The 22,915-nt window shown below is 64.4% G+C and carries 25 protein-coding genes and 2 tRNA genes; 15 read left to right on the forward strand and 12 right to left on the reverse strand.

Translation table 11 applies throughout. From position 1 onward, the window contains the following. Nucleotides 1–28: 28 nt before the first annotated feature. The 6 genes from MOK15_RS01830 to MOK15_RS01855 form a co-directional block, all read right to left on the reverse strand. Nucleotides 29–1,180, reverse strand: coding sequence for a glycosyltransferase (locus tag MOK15_RS01830; RefSeq protein ID WP_242930034.1), 1,152 nt, complete (start codon nucleotides 1,178–1,180; stop codon nucleotides 29–31). Beyond that, nucleotides 1,155–1,925: a polysaccharide deacetylase family protein gene (locus tag MOK15_RS01835; RefSeq protein WP_242932601.1), complete on the reverse strand. Its 771-nt coding sequence runs from the start codon at nucleotides 1,923–1,925 to the stop codon at nucleotides 1,155–1,157. Before MOK15_RS01835 ends, MOK15_RS01830 begins: the two co-directional genes overlap by 26 nt. Nucleotides 1,926–2,132: 207 nt before the next feature. After that, a complete protein-coding gene (locus MOK15_RS01840; RefSeq protein ID WP_242930035.1) occupies nucleotides 2,133–4,442 on the reverse strand; it encodes a TonB-dependent receptor in 2,310 nt (769 codons plus the stop codon). Nucleotides 4,443–4,449: 7 nt separating this feature from the next. Next, nucleotides 4,450–5,415, reverse strand: coding sequence for a FecR domain-containing protein (locus MOK15_RS01845; protein WP_242930036.1), 966 nt, complete (start codon nucleotides 5,413–5,415; stop codon nucleotides 4,450–4,452). Between the two features lie 57 nt (nucleotides 5,416–5,472). Continuing rightward, complete coding sequence (locus MOK15_RS01850) at nucleotides 5,473–6,000, reverse strand: RNA polymerase sigma factor (RefSeq protein WP_242930037.1); 528 nt, start codon at nucleotides 5,998–6,000, stop codon at nucleotides 5,473–5,475. Between the two features lie 160 nt (nucleotides 6,001–6,160). Continuing rightward, nucleotides 6,161–6,235, reverse strand: a tRNA-Gln gene (locus MOK15_RS01855). A 123-nt stretch (nucleotides 6,236–6,358) separates the two neighbouring features. On the opposite strand from MOK15_RS01855, the gene MOK15_RS01860 reads away from it, so the two are divergent. Then, on the forward strand, nucleotides 6,359–6,868 hold the full coding sequence (locus MOK15_RS01860) for a MarR family transcriptional regulator (RefSeq protein ID WP_242930038.1): 510 nt from the start codon (nucleotides 6,359–6,361) through the stop codon (nucleotides 6,866–6,868). A gap of 71 nt (nucleotides 6,869–6,939) precedes the next feature. Then, on the forward strand, nucleotides 6,940–7,272 hold the full coding sequence (locus MOK15_RS01865; protein ID WP_242930039.1) for a hypothetical protein: 333 nt from the start codon (nucleotides 6,940–6,942) through the stop codon (nucleotides 7,270–7,272). A 213-nt stretch (nucleotides 7,273–7,485) separates the two neighbouring features. On the opposite strand, the gene MOK15_RS01870 is transcribed toward MOK15_RS01865, so the two are convergent. After that, nucleotides 7,486–8,085, reverse strand: a complete 600-nt coding sequence (locus MOK15_RS01870; RefSeq protein ID WP_242930040.1) for a helix-turn-helix domain-containing protein — start codon at nucleotides 8,083–8,085, stop codon at nucleotides 7,486–7,488. Nucleotides 8,086–8,100: 15 nt separating this feature from the next. Here MOK15_RS01870 and MOK15_RS01875 point away from each other — a divergent pair, with 15 nt between their 5' ends. After that, entirely contained in the window at nucleotides 8,101–9,024 is a 924-nt protein-coding gene (locus tag MOK15_RS01875; protein ID WP_242930041.1) for a DMT family transporter, read from the forward strand. Nucleotides 9,025–9,322: 298 nt separating this feature from the next. On the opposite strand, the gene MOK15_RS01880 is transcribed toward MOK15_RS01875, so the two are convergent. After that, nucleotides 9,323–10,081, reverse strand: coding sequence for an enoyl-CoA hydratase-related protein (locus tag MOK15_RS01880; RefSeq protein ID WP_242930042.1), 759 nt, complete (start codon nucleotides 10,079–10,081; stop codon nucleotides 9,323–9,325). 102 nt (nucleotides 10,082–10,183) lie between these two features. Here MOK15_RS01880 and MOK15_RS01885 point away from each other — a divergent pair, with 102 nt between their 5' ends. The 3 genes from MOK15_RS01885 to MOK15_RS01895 all read left to right on the forward strand — a co-directional run bounded on the left by MOK15_RS01885 (nucleotide 10,184) and on the right by MOK15_RS01895 (nucleotide 14,140). Further along, nucleotides 10,184–11,173 carry a bile acid:sodium symporter family protein gene (locus MOK15_RS01885; protein WP_242932602.1) on the forward strand — a complete coding sequence of 330 codons (990 nt, stop codon included), beginning with the start codon at nucleotides 10,184–10,186 and terminating at the stop codon, nucleotides 11,171–11,173. Nucleotides 11,174–11,273: 100 nt separating this feature from the next. Then, nucleotides 11,274–12,521 carry an aromatic ring-hydroxylating dioxygenase subunit alpha gene (locus MOK15_RS01890; protein WP_242930043.1) on the forward strand — a complete coding sequence of 416 codons (1,248 nt, stop codon included), beginning with the start codon at nucleotides 11,274–11,276 and terminating at the stop codon, nucleotides 12,519–12,521. A gap of 17 nt (nucleotides 12,522–12,538) precedes the next feature. Further along, nucleotides 12,539–14,140 carry an NAD(P)/FAD-dependent oxidoreductase gene (locus MOK15_RS01895; protein WP_242930044.1) on the forward strand — a complete coding sequence of 534 codons (1,602 nt, stop codon included), beginning with the start codon at nucleotides 12,539–12,541 and terminating at the stop codon, nucleotides 14,138–14,140. 169 nt (nucleotides 14,141–14,309) lie between these two features. On the opposite strand, the gene MOK15_RS01900 is transcribed toward MOK15_RS01895, so the two are convergent. Continuing rightward, a complete protein-coding gene (locus MOK15_RS01900; protein ID WP_242930045.1) occupies nucleotides 14,310–14,741 on the reverse strand; it encodes a MarR family transcriptional regulator in 432 nt (143 codons plus the stop codon). 46 nt (nucleotides 14,742–14,787) lie between these two features. Between MOK15_RS01900 and MOK15_RS01905 the strand changes: the two genes are divergently transcribed. Continuing rightward, the gene (locus tag MOK15_RS01905; RefSeq protein WP_242930046.1) at nucleotides 14,788–15,177 is read left to right on the forward strand and encodes a glyoxalase; all 390 of its coding nucleotides are present in this window, start codon (nucleotides 14,788–14,790) and stop codon (nucleotides 15,175–15,177) included. A 147-nt stretch (nucleotides 15,178–15,324) separates the two neighbouring features. Here the strand turns inward: MOK15_RS01905 and MOK15_RS01910 are convergent, their stop codons facing one another. Then, nucleotides 15,325–15,708, reverse strand: coding sequence for a hypothetical protein (locus MOK15_RS01910; protein WP_242930047.1), 384 nt, complete (start codon nucleotides 15,706–15,708; stop codon nucleotides 15,325–15,327). A 169-nt stretch (nucleotides 15,709–15,877) separates the two neighbouring features. Here MOK15_RS01910 and MOK15_RS01915 point away from each other — a divergent pair, with 169 nt between their 5' ends. From MOK15_RS01915 to MOK15_RS01940, 6 genes are all read left to right on the forward strand, one after another. Continuing rightward, nucleotides 15,878–16,132 (forward strand): exodeoxyribonuclease VII small subunit, encoded by a 255-nt coding sequence (locus MOK15_RS01915; protein ID WP_242930048.1) that lies wholly within the window; start codon nucleotides 15,878–15,880, stop codon nucleotides 16,130–16,132. A 5-nt stretch (nucleotides 16,133–16,137) separates the two neighbouring features. Continuing rightward, nucleotides 16,138–17,052, forward strand: coding sequence for a polyprenyl synthetase family protein (locus MOK15_RS01920; protein ID WP_242930049.1), 915 nt, complete (start codon nucleotides 16,138–16,140; stop codon nucleotides 17,050–17,052). Between the two features lie 3 nt (nucleotides 17,053–17,055). Further along, nucleotides 17,056–17,568 (forward strand): pantetheine-phosphate adenylyltransferase, encoded by a 513-nt coding sequence (gene coaD, locus MOK15_RS01925; RefSeq protein WP_242930050.1) that lies wholly within the window; start codon nucleotides 17,056–17,058, stop codon nucleotides 17,566–17,568. Between the two features lie 96 nt (nucleotides 17,569–17,664). Further along, nucleotides 17,665–18,471, forward strand: coding sequence for a peptidylprolyl isomerase (locus tag MOK15_RS01930; RefSeq protein ID WP_242930051.1), 807 nt, complete (start codon nucleotides 17,665–17,667; stop codon nucleotides 18,469–18,471). 24 nt (nucleotides 18,472–18,495) lie between these two features. Then, nucleotides 18,496–19,536 (forward strand): tRNA preQ1(34) S-adenosylmethionine ribosyltransferase-isomerase QueA, encoded by a 1,041-nt coding sequence (gene queA / locus MOK15_RS01935; protein ID WP_242930052.1) that lies wholly within the window; start codon nucleotides 18,496–18,498, stop codon nucleotides 19,534–19,536. A 78-nt stretch (nucleotides 19,537–19,614) separates the two neighbouring features. After that, a complete protein-coding gene (locus MOK15_RS01940) occupies nucleotides 19,615–19,869 on the forward strand; it encodes a hypothetical protein (RefSeq protein ID WP_242930053.1) in 255 nt (84 codons plus the stop codon). 3 nt (nucleotides 19,870–19,872) lie between these two features. Here MOK15_RS01940 and MOK15_RS01945 read toward each other — a convergent pair whose 3' ends face one another. Then, a complete protein-coding gene (locus tag MOK15_RS01945; protein ID WP_242930054.1) occupies nucleotides 19,873–20,211 on the reverse strand; it encodes a DMT family protein in 339 nt (112 codons plus the stop codon). Between the two features lie 219 nt (nucleotides 20,212–20,430). Here MOK15_RS01945 and MOK15_RS01950 point away from each other — a divergent pair. Together MOK15_RS01950 and MOK15_RS01955 are read left to right on the forward strand one after the other, a co-directional pair. After that, nucleotides 20,431–20,506 (forward strand) — tRNA-Ala (locus MOK15_RS01950). Nucleotides 20,507–20,608: 102 nt separating this feature from the next. Continuing rightward, nucleotides 20,609–21,379 (forward strand): NUDIX domain-containing protein, encoded by a 771-nt coding sequence (locus MOK15_RS01955; RefSeq protein ID WP_242930055.1) that lies wholly within the window; start codon nucleotides 20,609–20,611, stop codon nucleotides 21,377–21,379. A gap of 15 nt (nucleotides 21,380–21,394) precedes the next feature. Here the strand turns inward: MOK15_RS01955 and trpE are convergent, their stop codons facing one another. Then, nucleotides 21,395–22,915 carry an anthranilate synthase component I gene (gene trpE / locus MOK15_RS01960; RefSeq protein WP_242930056.1) on the reverse strand — a complete coding sequence of 507 codons (1,521 nt, stop codon included), beginning with the start codon at nucleotides 22,913–22,915 and terminating at the stop codon, nucleotides 21,395–21,397.

Raw genomic sequence — 22,915 nt, forward strand, 5'->3', positions numbered from 1 at the left:
GCTCTGACGGCACGTCGGACCGGCCACCTCAGTCGAGGGGCAGGAAAATATTCTGTGGCCGGTGGGTGCGCCGGATTGCCTGGAAGCAGGCGAGATAGGCGTGCGAAGCCCGCTCGATGGTGAACCGCCGGGCCTGCGCCCGGCTCGCTGCACGATCCTGTCGCAGGTGGTCGGCATCGCGAATGGCGGCGCTTAACCCTTCCAGATCGCGCGGTTCGACCAGATGCGCCAGCGCTCCGTCGCCCGTCAGCGTGGCCATGCTGGCGCTGCATCGGGTGGCGATGATCGGCAACCCGGCCGCCAGCGCTTCCAATATGACGGCCGGAACGCCCTCATAATCCGATGACAGCAGGAAGATGTCGAAATCCGCGAGGCGGCTCGCCGGATCGGGGACATGACCGGCGAATGTCACGCGGCCATCGAGGTGGAGGTCGCTCGATAGGGCCGTCAGCATGGATCGTTCCGGGCCATCGCCATGGATGGTCAGGCTGTCCCCTGCGCTGGCGCCCTGCGCAAAGGCGCGCAGCATGAGCGGGATATTCTTCTGGCTGGCGAGGCGACCGATCGCGACGAAGCGCAGGTCCCTTGCACATGGCCCCCGGTCCATCCGGGGGGCGTGGTGCAGGCGCGCTATCTGCCGTTCGTCCAACGCCGGGTCGGGGATGATCGTTATGCGCCCGACGGCTGCGGGAATGGCCATACCGATCTCCGCCGCCATCGGACCTTCCATGCCGACGAAATGGTCGATGAAATATCCGTGCAGGCGCAACCATTGTCGATAAAGCCAGCGAACCGGCGGAAACATGTCGCGGCGGGCAAGGTCGTTGCTGATCTTTGCCACGATCGGCGGACAGCGACGGCCCAGCAGCAGCTTCATCGCCAGGGCGACGATCGTGTAGCTGTTGCCTGCGCAAAAGAGCGCGTCGGGCCGAAGCCGGGCAATGGCGCGCGGCAGGATGGCGATCATCCACAATGTCTCGATCCAGCCGATCGGGAAGGGAGGGCGGCGCGGCAAGTCATAGGCCAGGTCTGCCGCCAGTTCCGTTCGCGTCGCGCCGTCCGGCCGTCCCATCAGCAGCGGAGCGTCGACGCCTTCGGTGCGCCAGGCACGGACGAGGCGCAGCGCAACACGCTCGACGCCGCCTGGCTCGAAACTATGCAGGAAGGTCAGGATGCGCATATATTTCCCGTCCGATGAGCAGGTCTTCATAGCGCGCGGGCGTATGGCTGCGCCGGATGCGGCGCAGCGCATCATCGATGCTGCGCATCAGCGACGGGACATGCGCATCGCCGGGATGCACCGCCACCCGAACAACCGGCGCGCGGCGCAGCAAGGGCGGTAACAGCCGCGCGACGGCAAGGGAGGAGGCGATGCGTGCGCGGCTGCGGCTGGCCCAGGTGATGACCGGACCTCGCGCCAGAATCGCGCCGGTCGGGGGCGACCAGACCTTCATATGGTCCTCTGCCAGCATGAAGCCGGCCTGCTCCAGCGCCGCCATCGCCGGCGCGCCATAGAGCCAGGCCGGGGCGATGAAGCCCGCGACGGGCCGGCCGCTAATGCCCTCGATCAAGGTGCGGGCGTCGGCCATGCGCTGCCGGGCGGTTATATGATCCAGGCCCAGAAATTCGCCTTCGCCGGCGGTCATGTGGCGGGCCTTGAACCGCGACGCCGCGCCGGCATGGCGGCTGTCGTCGCGATGATACCAGCCATGGGCGAACAGGCTGACCCCCTGGTCGGACCAGCCCCGCAACCGCGTGGCGAAGGGCGATCCCGCAACCAGCGGATGATCGCCCCAATGGTTCGGCACGACCAGCATGGCCAGATGCTCCAGGGCCACGTGGCGCGACACATGCTCCATCAGCCGGTCCACCTCCGTTTCGAAACGCGGACCGACATCGTGGATCGACAGCAACAGGCGGCGCATGGTCACAGGCGAGAGCGCGGGCCGGCGAGGCGGATCGGCGGAGTCGATGCCATCGCTCTTGCCGGATGGAAGGCTATGGTCGTCGAAATTCTCTTCGGAAGCCAGCGGCGGTTGCGCATGATGCCCTTTCCCGTTTTCGCCGAGACGGCACCGATCGGCAGAACCGCAGTCGCCATGGCCACAGAAATTTCTTCCCGCGTCGGGGCATCACCAGGATCGCGCCACCGACAGCGTCAGCGTGCGCGGGCGCAGCGGCGTATATTGCGGTGCTGCGCGGATGGAAAAGGGATTGCCGAAAGCGAAGCTGTCGCCGCGCACGTTGAGCAGATTGTCCAGCCGCACGCCCAGCGTCCAGGCGTCGCGCGACAATTCGGCATTGGCCGAAGCCACCGTATAGTTGCCCATCTCCCGATCCAGATCGTCATCAAGCGACAGGCGCGCCTTGCCGATATAATTGGCCTGGATGGCGGCTTGCCCCTGCCAGTCGTCGGACAATCGGAAATGCTTGGTAAGCGCGATGCGACCTGCCAGCGCGGGCGCGACGGGGAGGCGGCGATCATCCAGTTCCACGCCGGTCGCCGTGTGGGTCAACCGGGCGGACTGGGCGCTGCCCCCGGCCGACAGGGTGAAACCCTTGCCGATGATCCATTGGGTCGAAATCTCGCTGCCGACGATCTCACCGCGCCCGGCATTGTGGGTCGATATCAATCCGTTGGACAACAGATAATCCGACTGAATTGCGTTCCATCGCGTATAATAGAGGCTGGCCGTCAGGGAGAACCGCCCGTCCTGCGATGATCGCCGCAGTCCAAGATCGAGGCTGCTCAGCCCATCGGCATCGAATTGACGCGACGCGGCCATATTCGCCGGTGCCAGACCGCCCGGCCGCATCGACCGCGCATAACGCAGAAAGAGCAGCCCCTGCTCGCCCAGGTCGAGCGATAGCGAAGCGCTGGGTGACAGGATGGTCTTGCTGATGCGCACCGGGCTGATGATCGGATGGGTGCCCGTGCCGTCCTGTGTGACGCTGTGGAACAGGCGCGCGCCCAGGGTCGCGTTGAGCCGATCGGCAATTTGCACCCTGCCTTCGCCAAAGGCCGCATATTCGATCACGCGCCGATCATAGGTTTCGACGGTCTGCGCGACATTGCTGTCGTCCGTGACCTGCCCGCCGCCGCGCGTCGTCGCCTGAAGATAGGATAGGCCGACCAGCCAGTGGTTCGATCCGGTCGGGGTGAGCCGCACTTCCTGATTCAGAACCGAATAGCGCCGCCGTTCATCGAAGCGGACGGGACCGGTAAGGCCGAAGGCCGCAGCCATCATGCTGGCGTCCAGAATAGTGTCGAAGTCATGATCGACATAGCTGGTGGCCGATGTCAGCTCCAGCGCGCCAATCTCTCCCTTGATCGTGCCATGCCATAGCTCGAAATCGTTTTCGTTCGGCTCCGCTATGGCGTGCGGCCGGATCAGCTTATGTCCGGATGCCAGCATATATTGGCTGTCGCGCGAATGGATGTTCTGAAATATGAAGCCAGCATCCACCGTCCAATGGTCAGCGGGACGCCAGCGGACGCCCATGCGCATCCCCGCCGTTTCGGTCGAGTTGCTGTCGCGCTGGCCACCTTCATTGTTGATCCAGCCGCCGTTCATGAACCGATAGATCGCACCACGCACGGCTAATGTACCGTCGATCAGCGGCAGATTGAGGATGGCTTCGGCGCCGGTGCCAGGCTGGCCGTCCTGCAGGGCTTCGCCCGACAGCCGCACTGAACCGAAGGTGCTGTCGAGATCGGGCTTGCGGGTGACGATATGATAAATGCCGCCCAGCGCTCCGGACCCGTATAGGGGGCCTTGCGGTCCCTTCAATATTTCGACCCGCTCCACGTCGATCAGCCGCAAATCCGGATCGGGGGCGTTGAACGTCACGCGCGCGTCGTCCACCTGGATTGCGACGGTGGATTGGCTCAGGCCGTTGAAAGGGCTGTCCGCGATCCCCCGAATGAACTGGCGGTTGCGCCCCGGTCCCATGTTGGTCGTCGCCAGCCCTTCCAGGTCCAGGCTGATGTCGCGGGTGGAGGGCGTGCGCGAGCGGGGGAGCGGCTGGAAGGAAAGGACAGCCACGGATAACGGTACATCGCTCAGCGATTGCAGCCGTTTCTGGGCGGTGACGATGATATCGATCGGTGGTGGCGCGACAAGTATGGGCGGCGGGGATGGAGGGGGTGGCGGCGGCGAAGGAAGAGGCGCCCTCCGGGCGCGCGGCGCATATTCGATCCGATAGAGGGCCGGGCCGACCCGCACGGCGTAAAGGCCCGTACCGTCCAACAGCTTCTGCAGAATCTTGTCGGAGGTCATCCTGCCGGTTACGCGCGGGGTCGCAATGCGGGGCATGTCGCCCTGAAAGCCCACCGAAATCCCGGTAATGGCGGAAAATCTGTCGATCGCGCTGCTGAGCGGCCCGGCCGGGATATCCACCTGCCAGGCCGGTTCACGCGCGGCGGCCGGCGAGGCCAGCAATACAGGTTCAGCGAGCAGCGCTAATGCGCACAGTTTCCCCCGCCGGTTGCGCGTCGACTCCCATGACGCCCACCAGATCGCCAACCAGCCTCGATCCGTCTCCGATGACCAAACTGCCCGAAAAATGTTTCTTCTCCACGGACGGATCGACCACGATCGCCTTACCAGAATAGCGGGTTATGTCTGCGGCAACGAGGGTCAATGGCGCATCGGTATAGGACAGGCGGCCGGACCGCCAACTACCGACCTGTGTCGTCTCGACCGGCCCAAGCGTGAAGCCGCGATCACTGCCCACAAGCTGATGCCCCGAATCCAGCCGGACCGGCTCGTCCCTATTGGGCGCTTTCACCGAAACCGTTCCTTCGGCGACGCCGACTCGAAAATTCCCGCCAGCCAGGTTGACGGAAAATTGCGTGCCGATGTCGCTGATGCGGTAATTGCCCGCCGATACTGTCAGCGTCCGGCCGGGATCATGGCGTACGTCGAAATAGGCTTCGCCGCGGGCCAGTTCGATCGCGGTCGCATCCTTGCCCGTCACGATGATCCGGCTCGCCGGTGCCAGAATGACGTTGGTCCCATTGGCCAGCGCCAGATTGCGGGTGGTTGTCCCATCATTGTCGTAGGTGGTGGAATCGGGGCCGAAACCGGAACGCAGGACAGGTGCGGCCACCAGCATCGCGAGGCTCGCGGCGATCGCTCCTGTCCAGAACATGCGGGGACGCCAGCGGCGCGATATCGGATCGGCTGTCGTCTCCACTACCGGTGCAGGTGCCAGCAGAAGCTTGATCCGGTCCCGGTTGTCCAGGATCGCAGCATCCAGCAGCGCAATGGAATCATAAGCGTCACGGTGGCGCGGATCGGTTTCCAGCCATGCCAGATAGCCGTCCCAGTCGGCGTCGTCCTGCTCAAGCGCTGCCTGCCAGGCAATCGCCTGGTCCAGCACCTGCTCGTTCATTGCGGGTCGCGCCGTCATGGCGTGTGCCTTTCTGCCCTTTTGATGTCCATATGACGATGGCGTGACAGCATTACCTCAGTTCTGCAGCGCACGTCGCAAATATTTCATCGCGACGGCCATATGCTTCTCGACCCCGCTCTTGCTGATGCCCAGCCGCTGGGCGACCTCGGCATGACTCAGTCCGTCCAGCTTGTGCAGTTCGAATGCCCTGCGTGCGCCGTCGGGCAGGTTGGCGATGGCCGACGCCAGCGTCGCCACCTCCTCGCGCGCCAATATTTCGTCTTCGGCGGTCTGGCTGTGATCTACGGCTTCGATGCCGGCCGCCGCGAAATCGGTTGCCTGATCGTTCCAGCGCCGGTCCCGCTCCATTCGCCGCCGCTTCTCCCGCAGGCGGTCCACCACCAGATTTTGGGCCATGCGATAGAGATAGGCGCGGCCGTTATCGATCGGCCCCGGCTGGACGGTGCGGGCCTTGAGCCAGAGTTCCTGCAGCACATCATCGGCTTCGGTCGTATCGCCCGTTCGTGCGATCAGAAAACGCCGGAGGTCGGCGCGGTGGACGCCATACAGGGATTCCAGGCCGCTATCGTCGTTCAGGCTCATGCCGCACGGTTTGCAGATAAGCGGCGCCGGCGGGAAGCAATTTTTTGACTTTCTGTGGGCGCGCCGAAATCGATCGCCGGTTTCCTACCCAATCGCGTTGCCGGTCGCACGGCTCAGCCATGGCGCCAGCGTGCGGTCATATCAGTGGTTTGTAAAAAACTGGCTGGGGCGGCAGGATTCGAACCTGCGCATGGCGGCATCAAAAGCCGCTGCCTTACCGCTTGGCGACGCCCCAGCAGGGTCGACGGACCGTCGACGCGGACGCCATATAACGTGTGATTGGCGAAAGGAAAGCCTAGTCATGATAGTTTGATGACGCCAATATGCATCTTGCCCTTTCGTCGGATCACAAGCCTCCATGTCGGTTCCCAACGCGCCCACCACCCAGGTTGCTTCCGCTTCGCCACTCTTCCTGCGTGAAGATGAGATTCGGCGCGGGATCGAGATGCTCTATTTCGGCTATTCGGCGCTCACCCGTTCGATCGATGAGGGATTGGCGGCGCAGGGGCTGGGCCGGGCGCATCACCGGGCGCTCTATTTCATCTCTCGCCAGCCGGACCTGACGGTCAAGGATCTGTTGCGGCTGCTGGCCATCACCAAGCAATCGCTGGGGCGTGTGCTGAACGACCTGGTTGAGCGCGGCTATATCGAGACGCGCACCGGGGCGAGCGATCGGCGACAGAAATTGCTGCGGCTCAGCCCGGCGGGGAAGGCGTTGGAGGCGGACCTGTTTCGCGCCTTGCGGGAGAAGATGGCGGCAGCCTACGCTCAGGCGGGGCAGGGGTCCGTCACCGGTTTCTGGCGTGTGCTGGAAGGGCTGATCCCAGAGGGCGACCGGTCGATGGTGTTCGGCCTGCGCGGCGGATAGTTGCCCTTACGCAACCTTTTTGGCATTCATACGCTTGTCGGGGGCAATGACGAGGGCAAGAGGAGCCTAATATGCGTACTATCCTTCTCTCCGGTTTTACTATCCTGGCGGCAGTCGGTTTATCCGCCTGTTCGGAAAAAACGCAGGACAAGCTGCAAAATGCAGGTTCGGCTATTGGTAGCGATGTAGGTAACGTTGTCGACAATGCCGGCGCGAAAATCGATAACGCTGGTGCGAAGATAGACAATGGTCTGGATAATGCCGGCCAGGCGATCAGCAATGGCGCGGACAAACTCGGCGCAGCGACCGACAAGGCCGCCGCCGATGCGAAAGCCAAGGCGGGCGAGATCAAGCATGATGTTGGTGCATCGCTGGAGAAGGCGGGTAGCGACCTCAAGAAGTGAGTGAGGTGGCGTAGCCTCCCTCACGCCTAACCCCCGTTCGTTTCAAGCCAAGGCGAGAAACGGATGGGGGTTGGTTCCAAAATGCGCTCTTTCGCGCATTTTCAAGCGAACTCCTAGGCCAGCGCGACATTCACGGTTTTAGAGGCTTCCTACGCCGTCATGACGTTGAAAATGAGGCCAAGGCTTCTGCTTTAACCTGAATGTCGATCCACCCTAGAAGACCACGTTGCGGATGAAGCAGACCGTTGCCGTTTCGTGATTCGCGAACAAATAGGGGCGGTCGCTGGTGAAGATCAGGAAATCGCCGGCCACGACCCGCTTCGGTTCGGCGCCCTCAATCTCCACCGTCAATACGCCTTCCTTCACATAGAGCATTTCGTGCCAGTCGGCGGCGTCGGCTTCGGCTGGGTAGGTTTCGCCTGCGCCCAGCGACCATGTCCACAGTTCCGCTTCCCGCGCGGCTGGCACCGTGCCGAGCAGGGTAGCGCGGCTGTCCGGGCTGGCGCCACGCCAGGCGAGGCTGTCGATGCGGCTGTTGTCCGGCATTTCGGGCGGGCGGACCAGGCGGGAGAAGCTGACGCCCAGCGCGTGCGCCAGCCGGTCCAGGGTCGAGAGGCTGACATTCGCTTCCCCGCTTTCGATGCCGACGATCATGCGGCGGCTGACCGCGGCCTGCGCCGCCAGCGCATCCTGACTGAAGCCGCGTTCGGTGCGGAGCGCGCGGACATTGCCGGCGACATGGGCGAGGACGTCCGGGCGCGCGGAGGGGTGATCTTGCGCTGGTGCGTCTTGACTGTGCAATATATTGCTCATAGGGCAATGTGCATTATGTTGCACAATAGCCTCCTCGACAAGCCCGCCCAGAGTCGCCTGATGATCGGCCGTCCCGAACTCGCGCTGATCGGCGTGACCATCCTGTGGGGCGGCACTTTCCTGATCGTCCATAATGCGGTGCAGATGACGGGGCCGTTCTTCTTCGTCGGCCTGCGATTCGGCACGGCGGCGCTGATGGCGCTGCCGTTCGCCTTGTCGGTGCTGCGCGGGATGACGGTGAAGGAATTGCTGGCGGGGCTGATGATCGGCCTGGGCATTTTCGTCGGCTATTCGCTCCAGACCTGGGGGTTGCAGACGATCAGCAGCAGCACGTCCGCTTTCATCACCGCGGCCTATGTACCGTTGGTGCCGATCCTGCAGTGGATCATATTGCGGCGGCGGCCCCGGCTGGCGAGCTGGATCGGCGTGGCGCTGGCCTTTGTCGGGCTGCTGCTGATCGCTGCGCCCAAGGATGGACTGGCCCTTGGCAAGGGGGAGGCGCTGACCCTGGTCAGCACGCTGGCGATTGCGCTGGAGATCATCTTCATCAGCCTGTGGGCGGGGAAGGTGAATGTCGCGCGGGTGACGCTGGTGCAACTGGCGGTGACGGCATTGCTTGCTTTTGCCTGCATGGGACCGGCGGGGGAGAGCGTGCCGCCCTTTTCCTGGACGGTGGTGCTGAGCGCGTGCGGGCTGGGCGCGATGACAGCGCTGATCCAGTTCGTGATGAACTGGGCGCAGCGCACCGTGTCGCCGACGCGGGCGACGCTGATCTATGCGGGAGAGCCGGTCTGGGCCGGGATCATCGGCAGGCTGGCGGGCGAAAGGCTGCCGCCCACGGCGCTGATCGGCGGGCTACTGATCGTGGCGGCGGTGATCGTCAGCGAGATGAATTTCGGGCGTCGCGCAAAGAAGCCGCAAAAGAGCGCGCTTAGCTGATCGGGAAACGGGAATCGCGACGATCGAAAGAGCCGGTTTTGCCGTAACGCGGGGCGGGATATGTAGGACAGCGATATTTTGCTTCGCCGTCATTCAGACCCAACGTCACCCCGGCGAAAGCCGGGGTCCAGGGTCATATGGCATGGGGCGTGAAACCCTGGATTCCGGCATTCACCGGAATGACGCCTAACCTACAATCATTGGCCTCTTAAAGTCGGATGACCAAAAGTGGAACCACCTCGTCATTGCGAGCGAAGCGAAGCAATGACGATTCAATCCAAGTCATCTCGCTCTAAACTTACCCCCGCCGGAACACCGGCGCGCGTTTTTCGAAGAAGGCGGCGAAGGCTTCCTGGGCTTCGGGGGAGGCGAGGGTTTCGCGGAAGAGCCGGGCTTCCTCCTCGATCCGGGCGACCAGGGCGGCGGGATCGCCCTTCATCAGGCGGCGCGTGGTGGCCAGCGCCTGGGGCGGCTTGGCCACCAGGGCGGCAGCCTTGGCGCGGGCATGGTCTAGCAGACCGTCGGCGGGAACGATTGCGGTGACGAGGCCGGCGCTGTCGGCGCTGTCCGCATCCATCGGTTCACCCAGCAGCAGCATCGCCGCTGCCTTGGCATGGCCCAGAGTCGCGGGCGCGAGCAGGCTGGACCCGGCTTCGGGGACAAGACCCAGATTGACGAAGGGCATGACGAAGCGTGCGTCGGGCGCGGCGTAGATCAGGTCGCAGTGGAGCAGCATCGTCGTGCCGACGCCTACGGCCTGGCCCTGCACTGCCGCGACCAGCGGCTTGTCGAAGGCGGCGATCGCCTGGATGAAGGCGAAGGCGGCGGCACCCCCCTCCGGCCCGGCCATGAAATCCTTGAGGTCATTGCCCGCACAGAAGGCGTCGCCCCGCCCGGCGATCAGCACCGCGCCGATTTCCGCCCGCGCCGACGCATCCGCCAGCGCGGCGGTCATGGTGCGGTACATGGCGGCGGTCAGCGCATTCTTCTTGTCCGGGCGATCGATATGGATTTCGATGACGCCCTTGTCCTCGATGATCGCGATATGCTCGCTCATGGGGCTGCCTCTCCTTGTTTGCGGCCAAGGGGAAATTGTTGGCGCAGGCCGTGCGCCGCGTCTATCCCCCCTTTCCATCCTGTCGATCGCCCGGAAGTGATGATGAACCGACTACGCCAAGCCCTGGACCCGTTTCTGCTGCTGCTGATCGCCACCGTTGCCCTAGCGTCCGTCCTGCCGGCGCGGGGGCAGGGCGCGGGAATCGCGGGGGCGGTGGCGGATGCGGGCATCGTGCTGCTTTTTTTTCTGCATGGCGCAAAATTGTCGCGCGAGGCGATCTGGAGCGGGGCCAGGGCGTGGAAATTGCACCTGGCGACGCTGGGCACGACCTTCGTGGCGTTTCCGATCCTGGGGCTGATCGTGGAGCGATTCGGCTTTGTCCCGGCGGATATGCGGGCGGGGCTGCTGTTTCTGGCGCTGCTGCCCTCGACCGTGCAATCCTCCATCGCCTTCACCGCGATCGCGCGGGGCAATGTCGCGGCGGCGGTGGTCAGCGCCTCCTTCTCCAACCTGCTGGGTATCGTCCTGACGCCGGTGCTGGTGGCGCTGCTGATGCAGAAGAGCGGCAGCGGGAGCCTTATCTCCCTGTCATCGGCGGAGGGGATCGTGCTGCAATTGCTGCTGCCCTTCGTCGTCGGGCATCTGCTGCGGCCATGGATCGGGGGCTTTATCGAGCGGCATAAGGCGATGATCGGCCGGGTCGACCGGGGATCGATATTGCTGGTGGTCTATGCGGCCTTTTCCGCCGCCGTGGTCGAGGGACTGTGGCACAAGGTGTCGAAGGGCGAATTGCTGGTGCTGGCGGGGCTGTGCATCGCCATGCTGGTGCTGGTCCTGATCTTCACCCTGCTGCTGGGCCGGATGCTGGGCCTGTCGCGCGAAGATGCGATCGTGCTGCAATTTTGCGGGTCGAAGAAGAGTCTGGCGTCGGGCGTGCCGATCGCGGGCGTGCTGTTCCCGGCGAGCGCGGTCGGGCCGATCCTGCTGCCGATCATGTTGTTCCACCAGATCCAGTTGATGGCTTGCGCCTATCTGGCGCGGCGCTATGGCGCGCAGCCATCGGCCGGGATGGCGCCGGCGGCAGCGGAATGAAGGCATAAACAGACAGCGATCCGGACAGCTTGATCGACGTTCTTTCTGCCGCTATTATACACCTGTAAAATTAAAGGGCGGCGCGGTGGAGCAGGCGCGGATGAATGGGGACGACCCTGATGCGGGATGGAGCCTGCCGGCCTGGACCTATGCCGATGCTGAGTTTTTCGGGCTGGAGGTGGAGCGTATCTTTCGCCCTTCCTGGCAGATCGTGGCCCATGAAAGCGACATAGCCGCGCCCGGCGATTTCCACACGCTCGACTATATCGGTGAAAGCGTGGTGGTCATCCGTGGCGATGACGGCGTGGTGCGCGGCTTCACCAATGTCTGCCGCCATCGTGGCGCGCGGATCGTGGATGGTCCTGGCGGCTGCGCGAAGAAGCTGGTCTGCCCCTATCATGGCTGGACCTATGAGAAGGACGGGCGCCTCTCCGGCGTGCCGATGAAGGCCAGCTATGGCGCGGCCTTCGCTCTGGCCGACCACGGGTTGGCTCCGGTCGAGGTGGAGACGTGGCACGGGTTTCTGTTCGTGCGGCTGGCCGATGATGGCGGGCCGTCGGTGGCGCAGATGATGGCCCCCTATGGGGAGGAGATCGCGCCCTATCGCTTTGCCGATCTGCGAGCGCTGGGGCGGGTGACGCTGCGGCCCCGTGCCGTGAACTGGAAGAATATCGGCGATAATTATTCGGACGGGTTGCATATCGCGGTCGCGCATCCGGGGCTGAAAAGGCTGATGGGCGACGGCTATGGCGTGGAGGCTTCGCTCCATGCCGACAAGATGTGGGGGCCGATCGTGGAGCGGCCCTCCGCCAACCTGTCCGAATGGGCCTATCAGCATTTCCTGCCCCCTGTGCCGCACCTGCCTGCCGATCGGCAGCGGCTGTGGACCTATTATAAGCTCTGGCCCAATGTCGCCTTCGACATCTATCCCGATCAGGTGGATTTCATGCAGTGGCTGCCGGTGTCGCCGACGCAGACGCTGATCCGGGAAATTTCCTACGCCCTGCCGGATACACGGCGGGAGATGAAGGTGGCGCGCTACCTCAACTGGCGGATCAACCGGCAGGTCAATGCCGAGGATACGGCGCTGGTCGCGCGGGTGCAGGCGGGGATGGCGTCGGCCAGCTTCACCGTGGGGCCACTCAGCGAACAGGAAGTGGCGCTGCGGCATTTTTGCGGACGGGTGCGCGCATTGATCCCGCAGGCGCGGTTGCATCATCCGCCGGGGGCTGGGTGGTCTTCCGGCAGTAATAACAATTTTCGTCATTCCCGCGAAGGCGGGAATCCATCTCCGGCCCTAACCCCCGATGCGAGGTTGGGAGATGGGTTCCCGCCTGCGCGGGAATGACGAATGTGGGGAAAGACATGACCAAATCCTACGACGCCGTCATCATCGGGGGCGGGCATAACGGGCTGGTCTGCGCCTTCTATCTGGCGCGGGCGGGTTACAAGGTGCGCATCCTGGAGCGGCGCGCTGTCGTTGGCGGCGCGGCGGTGACGGAGGAGTTCCACCCCGGCTTCCGCAACTCGACCGCCAGCTACACCGTCAGCCTGCTCAATCCCAAGGTCATAAGCGACATGAAGCTGGCCGATCACGGCTATCGCGTGATCGAGCGGCCGATCAGCAATTTCCTGCCGCAGCCCGATGGCGGCTATCTGAAGTTGGGCGGCGGGCTGGAAAGGACGCAGGCGGAGTTCCGCAAGTTCAGCGTGAAGGACGCCGAGGCGCTGCCCCCTTATTATGACGCGCTGGAAGTGGTGGCCGACGTGCTGCGCGACCTGGTGCTCAAAGCGCCGCCCAATGTCGGCGATGGGCTGACCATGGTTGTCGAGGCGCTAAAGCAGGGGCGGCGGGTCGCGAGCCTGTCCGTCGAGCAGCAGCGCGACGTGCTGGACCTGTTCACCAAGTCGGCGCGGACGTTTCTGGATAGCTGGTTCGAGAGCGAGGCGGTGAAGGCGGCGTTCGGCTTCGATGCGGTGGTCGGCAATTATGCCAGCCCCGACACGCCGGGCAGCGCCTATGTGCTGTTGCACCATGTCTTCGGCGAGGTGAACGGCAAGAAGGGCGCCTGGGGCCATAGCGTCGGCGGCATGGGCACGATCACGCAGGTCATGGCGAAGGTCGTGGCCGCCATGGGCGTGGAGATCAACCTGGAGTCGCCGGTCGCTTCGGTGCTGGTGGATGGCGCACGCGCGGTCGGCGTCAGGCTGGAGAGCGGTGAAGAGGTGATGGGCCGGTCGGTGATCGCCAATGTCGGGCCGAAGCTGCTCTACGAACAGATGATGGCGCCCGCCGACTTGCCCGCCGATTTTCGCAAGCGGATCAAGGCGTTCAAGGCAGGGTCGGGCACGTTCCGCATGAATGTGGCGCTGTCCGCGCTGCCCGACTTCACCTGTCTGCCAGGCGTGGGCGAGCATCACCAGTCAGGCATCATCATCGCGCCCACGCTGGACTATATGGACCGCGCGTTCATGGACGCGAAGCGCGACGGCTGGTCGAAGGCGCCGATCGTGGAGATGCTGATCCCCTCGACCATCGACGACAGCCTCGCGCCGGAGGGATGCCATGTGGCGAGCCTCTTCTGCCAGCAATTCGCGCCGGAACTGCCCAACGGCAGGTCATGGGACGAAGAGCGGGAGGCGGCGGCGGATCATATCGTCGCGACGGTGGAGGCTCATGCGCCGGGTTTCGCCAGGAGCGTGATCGCGCGGCAGATTCATTCGCCGCTCGACCTGGAACGGAAATTCGGGCTGGTCGGCGGCGACATCATGCACGGCAATCTGAGCCTGGACCAGATGTGGGCGGCGCGCCCGGTGCTGGGCCATGGCGCCTATCGCGGGCCGGTGAAGGGCCTCTATATGTGCGGCGCGGGTACGCACCCGGGCGGCGGCGTCACCGGCGCGCCGGGCCATAATGCCGCGCGCGAAGTGCTGAAGGACGGCGCGCTGTGGCGGAAGTGGCGGTAGCCGCCTAGTGGATTGATTTTGACATTTGCATCCCCTGGCGGTTGGGATGGGTCTGCAAATGTCAAAATCGTAAAATCCACTAGAATTAAATATTTCTAGTGGTCCGAAGAGATTCTGACATTCGAGAACCACCTAGCCTCAAGCGGTATCGAATGTCAGAATCGGACCACTAGCTCGCGATGCGCAGCATCAATTCGGCGGCTTGCAACAGGATAGACCGTTCCTGCTCATTGAGGCGATCGGTCATCACCGCCGACAGCCAGCGCCGCCGTTGTGACATTGCCCCGTTGAGGGCTTCAAGGCCGCGCCGGGTTACGGCAATGACTCCGCGACGACGGTCGGCGACATCCGCCTTGCGCTCGATCAGACCGTCGCGCTCCATCCGGGCAAGTAGCCGGCTAAGAGATTGTGGCTGGAGGCCTTCACAGCGGGCGAGCGCCGCCGCGCTCATCGGGCCGCCCTGGGACAGGGTGACGAGCAAGCCCAGCCCACCGCCTGTCAGCTCGGTCGATGGCGCAGATTGCCGCAAGCGACGCGCAAGCCGCATGGCCGCCCGCACGATGGTCGCTTCCTCACTTGTCCGATCATCACCACTCGACATTTAATACGCATGGCGTATATTTTTGCCGCAGTAAATGGAGATAGCAATGGCCGATCATTCGAACAGCAGGGTAGCGGCGATCATTCCATGCAACGATGTGGATGCAGCGGAACGATGGTGGAACCGGCTTGGATTCAGCCGCCCCGCCGAACAGGATTTCGGCGACTATCGTATGTTGTCCGATGGTGAAGGCGGCGAGGTTCACCTGCAACCGGCGGTGGAAGGGTGGCTGGTGCCCGGCCGGAACCCGTTCGGCATTTACGTCTACACGCCCCGCGTCGATGCGCTGGCGGCGATGGCGGGCAACGCGATCATTGAGGGGGTGAAGCGCGCCGAGCACAAGGAATGGGGCATGTACGAGTTCGCCCTCAACGGCCCGGACGATCTGCTTGTGCGCATCGGGTGGCCCAGCCGGCTCGTGTCATCCGAACTGTAGCTGCCGGAGATGAATGGCCGACAGGTTGCAACAGGCCCCTATTCCCCCATTCAGGGACCAGCTTTGCAAACGTGATGATCGCCAAAAAGAAAAAGGCCGGACCTCTTGCGAAGTCCGGCCGGTTGGCGTCCCGATATTGTGTGTGGATCAGATGTGGCAGGCGCGAGCGGCCTTGCCGGGTACGGTGATGGTCACGTCGTTGCCCGAACCCTTGATTTCATAGCCGCCTTCGGCGGTGAAGGGCTGACCGGCTTCGGCGGCGACCAGCTTGGTTGCAGCGCCGGTCTTCTCGGTGCGCAGCAGCGCCGTCTTGTCGTCGCTCATATAGTCGACGAACAACAGGCTGTTGTCCTTGCAGCGATACTGCTTGTTGGCCTTGACCGACGGCGGCAGTTCGACCGGCGCGGCGTTGGCGAGCTGAGCCGCCATCGGGTCGGCCGGGCCGCCCACGACTTCCGGTTCATCACTTTTGTTGCAGGCCGACAGCAACGCGACGCTGGCGACGGCGATAAGGGAGAGATATTGTTTCATAGCGATCCTTTTATGTGCACGTGCAACATGATGCGTCAACGCAAATTAGCGGTATAACCGCCATGCCCCTGATATGACGTCATGACTGTTTGATGACAGTGGAGGGGGCAAATCGCTTATTGCGGCCTGCGGGGTTGACCGGGGGGCTGGTCGCGGCCAATGCAAGGGCATGGCTGAGGATATTCCCACCCCCGATCTTGCGACCCTTTCCTTCGAGGATGCGTTGCGCGCGCTGGAACAGATTGTGCGTCGCCTGGAAAGCGGGGACGTGCCGCTCGACGAGTCGATTTCGCTCTATGCCCAGGGCGAGGAACTGCGCAAACGCTGCGCCGAGCGGCTGCAAGCCGCCGAAGCGCGGATCGCCAAGCTGACGGTCGACGCCAATGGCGCGGTGACCGGTTCGCAGCCCTTCGGCGCGGATTGAACGTCATGACCGGGGGAGGACGCGCCTCCGCAGCCGCCTTGGTAAAGATGCGCGCGTCGGACGTCGCGCAGGACATTGATGCCGCTTTCGACCGGTTGCTGTCGGCACCGGACGATCCGCGCCGCCGCCTTTATGATGCGATGCGCCATGCCGCGATCGGTGGCGGCAAGCGGCTGCGCCCGCTGCTGGTGCGGGCGGCGAGCGACCTGTTCAACATCTCCCGCGACTCGGCGTTGCAGGTCGGCCTCGCGATCGAGTGCATCCATGTCTATTCGCTGATCCACGACGATCTGCCGGCGATGGACGATGACGACATGCGCCGCGGCAAGCCGACGGTGCACAAGGCCTATGACGAAGCGACGGCGATCCTGGCGGGCGATTGTCTGCACGACCTGGCGTTCGAGATATTGGCCGACGAGGAAACGCATCCCGACCCGTTCGTGCGGATCGAGCTGGTGAAGGCGCTTGCGACCGCCAGCGGCCCGGCCGGCATGGCGGGCGGGCAGATGATGGATATGGAGGCGGAAAATACCCGCTTCGACCTGGCCACCGTTACGCGGCTGCAAAATCTCAAGACCGGGGCGCTGATCGCCTTTTGCGTCGATGCCGCCGCGATCATGGCGCGCCTGCCGCACGATGCGCGCACGCGGCTGCACGGCTATGCGCGCGATATCGGCCTGGCCTTCCAGATTGCCGACGATCTGCTCGATGTAGAGGGCGACGCGGACCTTGCCGGCAAGGCGCTGGGCAAGGATGCGGCGGCGGGGAAGGAAACCTTCGTCTCGCTGCTGGGCGTGGAACGCGCGCGCGAACAGGCGCATATGCTGGTCGATCAGGCCAAGACGCATCTTCATGGCCATGGTGCGGAAGCGGACCTGCTGCGCGCCATAGCCGACTATATCGTGGAAAGGGACCGCTAAGCCATGACGAAGCCGCGCATCGGCGTCTATCCCGGTACGTTCGACCCCGTCACCCTGGGGCATATGGACATTATCCGGCGCGGCGCGAAGCTGGTCGATAAGCTGGTGATCGGCGTCACCACCAACATATCCAAGTCACCCATGTTCTCCGACGAGGAACGGTTGGAGATGGTGCGCCGCGAATGCGCGGGGATCGATACGGAAATCGTCGTCACCGGTTTCAATTCGCTGCTGATGGACTTTGCCGAATCGCAGGGCGCCAGCGTCATCATCCGGGGCCTGCGCGCCGTCGCCGACTTCGAATATGAATATCAGATGGCGGGGATGAACCAGCAGATCAACAGCCGGGTGGAGACGGTCTTCCTGATGGCGGACGTCTCGCTTCAGCCGATAGCGTCGCGCCTGGTCAAGGAAATCGCCCTTTATGGCGGGCCGATCCACAGGTTCGTGAGTCCTGCGGTGCGGGACGAAGTGGTGGCGCGGGTAGAGGCGATCGGCCGTAAGGATAGCGCTTGATCGCTGTTTCAGCCTGCGTTCAGTTGCCAATCGCGATCAGCGCGTTATCAGGGCGATGCGACCCATAGGGCATAGTTTTTAAGGAAAGCCTCATTCATGCGTTTCACTAGCGCGCTCAAGACCGTGGCGATCGGCTTCGCCCTCACCGCGTCCGGCGTGGCCTTTGCCCAAGGGGGCGGGGGTGGCGGCGGCGGTGCCGAGGAGATGAAGAAGGCGGAAGCCGCCGTGCGTGCGCAGGAGAATGCCAAGTCGCTGGGCAATGACCTGACGCCCAAGCTGCCGCCCGCCACCGTGCCGGCCGATCCGCAGAATATCTGGGATCTCGACTTGTCGAGCGGCGGGCGCGTGCGCATCCAGCTTCGCCCCGACATCGCGCCCAACCATGTCGAGCGGATCAAGGAACTGACGCGGCAGGGCTTGTACAATGGCCTGAAATTCCACCGTGTCATCCCCGGCTTCATGGCGCAGGGCGGCGATCCCAAGGGCGACGGCACCGGTGGATCGCAGCTTCCTGACCTCAAGGCCGAATTCAACCCGATGCCGCATCTGCGCGGCACCGTGTCGATGGCCCGCGCCCAGAGCGAGGACAGCGCCAACAGCCAGTTCTTCATCGTTCTTCTGCCGCGTATGCAACTCGACAAGAAATATACCGTCTTCGGCCGCGTGATCGAAGGGATGCAATATGTCGACGCCATTCATGAAGGCGAGCCACCGGCCGACCCGACCGTGATCCTGCAGGCGTCGATCGAGAGCGACGGCAAGCCGCCGGTCACGGCTCCGCCCCCTCCGCCGCCCGCGGCGCCGTCGATCATAAGCGCGCCAGCCCTGCCCAGGGCCGCCGCGCCGGGGAAGGCCGCCCCTGCAAAGCCTGCGCCCGCGAAGCCCGCACCGAAGAAGAAATAAGCCGGGTTTCCCGACTGCCCTGTCATGCGCGTAGACCTGTTCGATTTCGACCTGCCGCCGGAGAATATCGCGCTCCGGCCAGCATCGCCGCGTGACAGCGCGCGGTTGCTGCTGGTGCCGGGCGACGGCGCGATGCAGGACCGGATCGTGCGCGACCTGCCGTCGCTGCTGCGCGCGGGCGACGTGCTGGTCTTCAACGATACGAAGGTCATTCCCGCCCAGCTTGAAGGGGTGCGTGGCCAGGCGAAGGTCGGCGCGACCCTGCACAAAAGGCAGGGGTTGCGCCAATGGCAGGCCTTCTTGCGCAATGCCAAGCGGGTGCGGGAAGGCGACCGGATCGATTTCGGCGCAGGCGTCACCGCCATTGCGGGTGCGCGCGATGAGGATGGCGGCGTGACGCTGGACTTCGAGGGTGAGGAGCCGGTGGAGGTGCTGCTGGAGCGGGCAGGGCGGATGCCGCTGCCGCCCTATATCGCCAGCAAGCGCCCGACCGACGCGCGCGACCGCAGCGATTACCAGACCATGTTCGCGCGCGAGGATGGCGCCGTCGCAGCGCCCACCGCCGCGCTGCACTTCACGCCGGAGCTCATGGCGGCAATCGCGCAGGCGGGCATCGGGACCGAGACGCTTACCCTGCATGTCGGCGCGGGTACCTTCCTGCCGGTGAAGGCGGACGATACCGACGACCACCGGATGCATGCCGAATGGGGCCGGATCGACGCTGCGACGGCGGATCGGCTGAATGCCGTGCACGCGGCGGGTGGCCGGCTGATCGCGGTCGGCACGACATCGCTGCGCCTGCTGGAAAGCGCGGCGGGGGAGGACGGCCTTGTCCGCGCCTTCGCCGACGAAACCCGCATCTTCATCACGCCCGGCTATCGCTTCAGGGTGGTGGACGGGTTGATGACCAATTTCCACCTGCCCAAATCGACGCTGTTCATGCTGGTCAGCGCCCTGATGGGCCGCGACCGGATGCAGGCGGTCTATGCCCATGCGGTCGCGACGGGATATCGTTTTTATTCCTACGGCGATTCCAGCCTGTTGCTTCCCGGACAAAGGGAATAGCGGCTTTTTATTCGGTTCATTAGTGAAACCTTTCAGACCTCAGGCGTTGATTCCCCAGGCAACATGAGGAAAACGTCCATGCAGATCGTATCGCAGACGGAATTGCCGTCCTTCGCACGAGGGTTCAGTCCACTTTATTATGTTGGCGAAACCAATCGCTGCCCGTCCTGCACGCGGCAGCATTGGATGGTGGGGCGCATGGTCGCCGAATGCGCCTTTTGCGGCATGGCTCTGCCGCTCGAACAGTTCAGTACCTACAGCGCCAGCCCGCGCATCGCCCGCCAGGGGACGAGCGCCGACGAACTGCCGGAGGAGTTGCGCGCCGTTTCCTGACGATCAGGCGCGCCCCACGAACAGAAACCCCACTGCGCCCATGATACAGGCGAAGGCGGCCAGGTGTCGCCAATGCAACGGTTCGCCCAGCACCGTGACCATGAAGCCACCGAAGACGATCAGCGCGATTGCTTCCTGCGCGACCTTGAGCTGTCCCGCGCTCCAGCCATGGGCGTAGCCGATCCGGTTGGCGGGGACGGCCAGGCAATATTCGAGGAAGGCGATCCCCCAACTGATGAGGATGACCAGCAGGATCGGCTTGTCCATCCCGCCCTTCAGATGCCAGTACCAGGCGGCGGTCATGAACAGGTTGGACAGGACGAGCAGGATCAGGGTCGGCATAGGGGCCTCGCGCGGGACGGAATGGCTGCTTTGGCATTGGCCGCCGCTCCGGCGCAAGCGGACATGGAAAAGAGCCGGTCGGGGCGAGCGGGACGGGCGGCCTCTCCGCGCTGAATTGCACCGGTTTTTCGCGGACGGGATCGAGGCCACGGGGAGGAAATTTTTCCGCAAAAGACCGTTGCCAGCGGAAAAATGCTCGCTTATAGGCAGCGCTCCTTTGGGGCCTTAGCTCAGCTGGGAGAGCGCGTCGTTCGCAATGACGAGGTCAGGGGTTCGATCCCCCTAGGCTCCACCATTTCCCTTCGAAATCATCGCCTCATGGCGCTCCGCATTCGTGCGGTGGCGATTCATGCGTGGGCCTTTACCGCCAGCCCGCCAAGCGCCTAGAGCGGTCGTCATGACAGAAGAACAGGATGCCGGGCGGCCTGCCGCCACGCTGGTGATCGTACGCGACCGGCCTGACGGTCCGCCTGATCTGCTGATGGTGGAGCGTGCGTCGACCATGGCCTTTGCCGCTGGCGCGCTGGTCTTTCCCGGTGGCGGGGTGGATGAACACGACCATGCGCTGGCGGCGCGGATCGGCGGCGCGCTGCCCATCGACGAAGCTGCCGCGCGGATCGCCGCGATTCGCGAGACGATCGAGGAAGCGGGGTTGGGCATCGGCCTGACCGGTGCGGTGGATGCCGCCGCCGTGCTGCGGCTGCGCGACGGCCTGCATGACGGCAGGCCGCTTGGCGAGTTGCTGGACCGGCATGGCCTGGGCGTGGCGCTGGACGCGCTGACGCCCTTCGCGCGCTGGCATCCCGCTCCGTTCGAGAAGGCGCGGCGGGTCTATGATACGCGCTTCTACCTCGCCCGTGCGCCCGAAGGGCAGGTGGCGAGCGTCGACACGACCGAGAATGTGCGGCTGTTCTGGAGCAGCGCGGCGGACATCATCGCCCGTTGCGATGCGGGGGAGGGGCAGATCATTTTTCCCACCCGGCGTAACCTGGAGCGGCTGGCGCTGTTCGGCTCCCATACCGACATGCTCGCCCATGCTGCCGCCTTTCCGGTGGAAAAGATACGGCCCTGGCGCGAGGAGCGCGACGGGGAGGCGCATCTGTGCATCCCCGATCATCTGGGCTATCCCGTCACCTCGGAACCCATGCGGCTGGTGCGGCGGGCCTAAGCTTGGCGCTTCAAGCTACTGCCCGAACCGGGCTTCCCGCGCTACACTCACGGCTTCGCGCGCGGCGGCTAGCAGCGCGCCGCTTTTCGCCTCGCATTCGCGCTGTTCATATTCCGCCTGCGAATCGGCGACGATGCCAGCGCCCGCCTGCACATGCATGACGCCGTCCTTCAGCACGGCGGTACGCAGGACGATGCAACTGTCCATGTTGCCGTCCGGGCCGAAATAGCCGACCCCGCCTGCATAGGCGCCGCGCGTTTCCGGTTCCAGTTCGGCGATGATCTCGCAGGCGCGGACCTTGGGCGCGCCGGACACGGTGCCGGCGGGGAAGCCCGCGAACAGTGCGTCGATCGCATCCTTGTCGTCCGCGAGGCGTCCGACGACGTTGGACACGATATGCATGACATGGCTGTAAAATTCGACGGTGTAGCTTTCCGTGACCGTCACCGATCCGGCAGAAGCGACGCGGCCGACATCGTTGCGGCCCAGGTCCAGCAACATCAGATGCTCGGCTCGTTCCTTGGGATCGGCGAGCAGGCTTTCGCGGTTGGCGGCGTCCTCCACCGCGTTCTTGCCGCGCGGCCTCGTGCCCGCGATCGGGCGGATCGTCACCTCGCCATTGCGGGCGCGGACCAGGATTTCCGGGCTGGACCCGATCAGCGCGAAGCCGGGCAGGTCGAGATAATAGAGGAAGGGCGACGGATTGATCCGCCGCAGCGCGCGATAAAGCGCGATCGGTGGAAGCGTGAAGGGGCTGGTGAAACGCTGCGCCAGCACCACCTGGAAGATGTCGCCCGCGACGATATAGTCCTTGGCCGCGTCCACCATCTGCGCATAACGACCCGGCTCCAGCACCGGCGTGACGTCGATCTCGGCGATTTCGGCGGGAGCGGAGAGGGCAGGCAGCGGCGCGGCGAGGCGCGCGGCGGTAGCGTCGATCCGCTCCAGCGCGGTCTCGATCGCCTTATCAGCGTCGGTGAAGCTGCCTTTCCACACCGGCGCGACGATATAGAGCGCGTCGGCCAGACGATCGAACACCAGGATGACGGTCGGCCGCACGAACAGCATGTCGGGCACGCCGATGGAATTGGGCGCGGGGCGGGGCAATTTTTCGACCAGCCCCACCGTCTCATAGCCGAAATAGCCGACCAGGCAGGCGAGTGCGGGCGGCAGTGCGGTGTCCATTTCCGCCCGGCATTCGGCCACCAGCGCGCGCAGCGCGTCGAGCGCGCCAGCCTTTTCGGGGACGAAGGCGTCGCGATTGGTCGCCCATTGCCGGTTGATTTCGGCATCCTGGCCCTGCGCGCGAAAGACCAGGTCGGGGGCGAGGCCAATCAGGCTGTAACGGCCACGCACCGCGCCGCCCTCGACCGATTCCAGCAGATAGTCGCCGCGATCGGATTCGAACAATTTGAGCGCGGCGGAGATGGGCGTGTCGGTGTCGGCGATCTGGCGCCGCCACACCAGCGCCGATTCGCCGCGCGCCAGCGCTGCACGGGCGCTCGTCACGCCGTCCGTCCCCCCGCTGGCCGCCAT

This window comes from Sphingobium sp. BYY-5, assembly GCF_022758885.1.
Classification (GTDB): Bacteria; Pseudomonadota; Alphaproteobacteria; order Sphingomonadales; family Sphingomonadaceae; genus Sphingobium.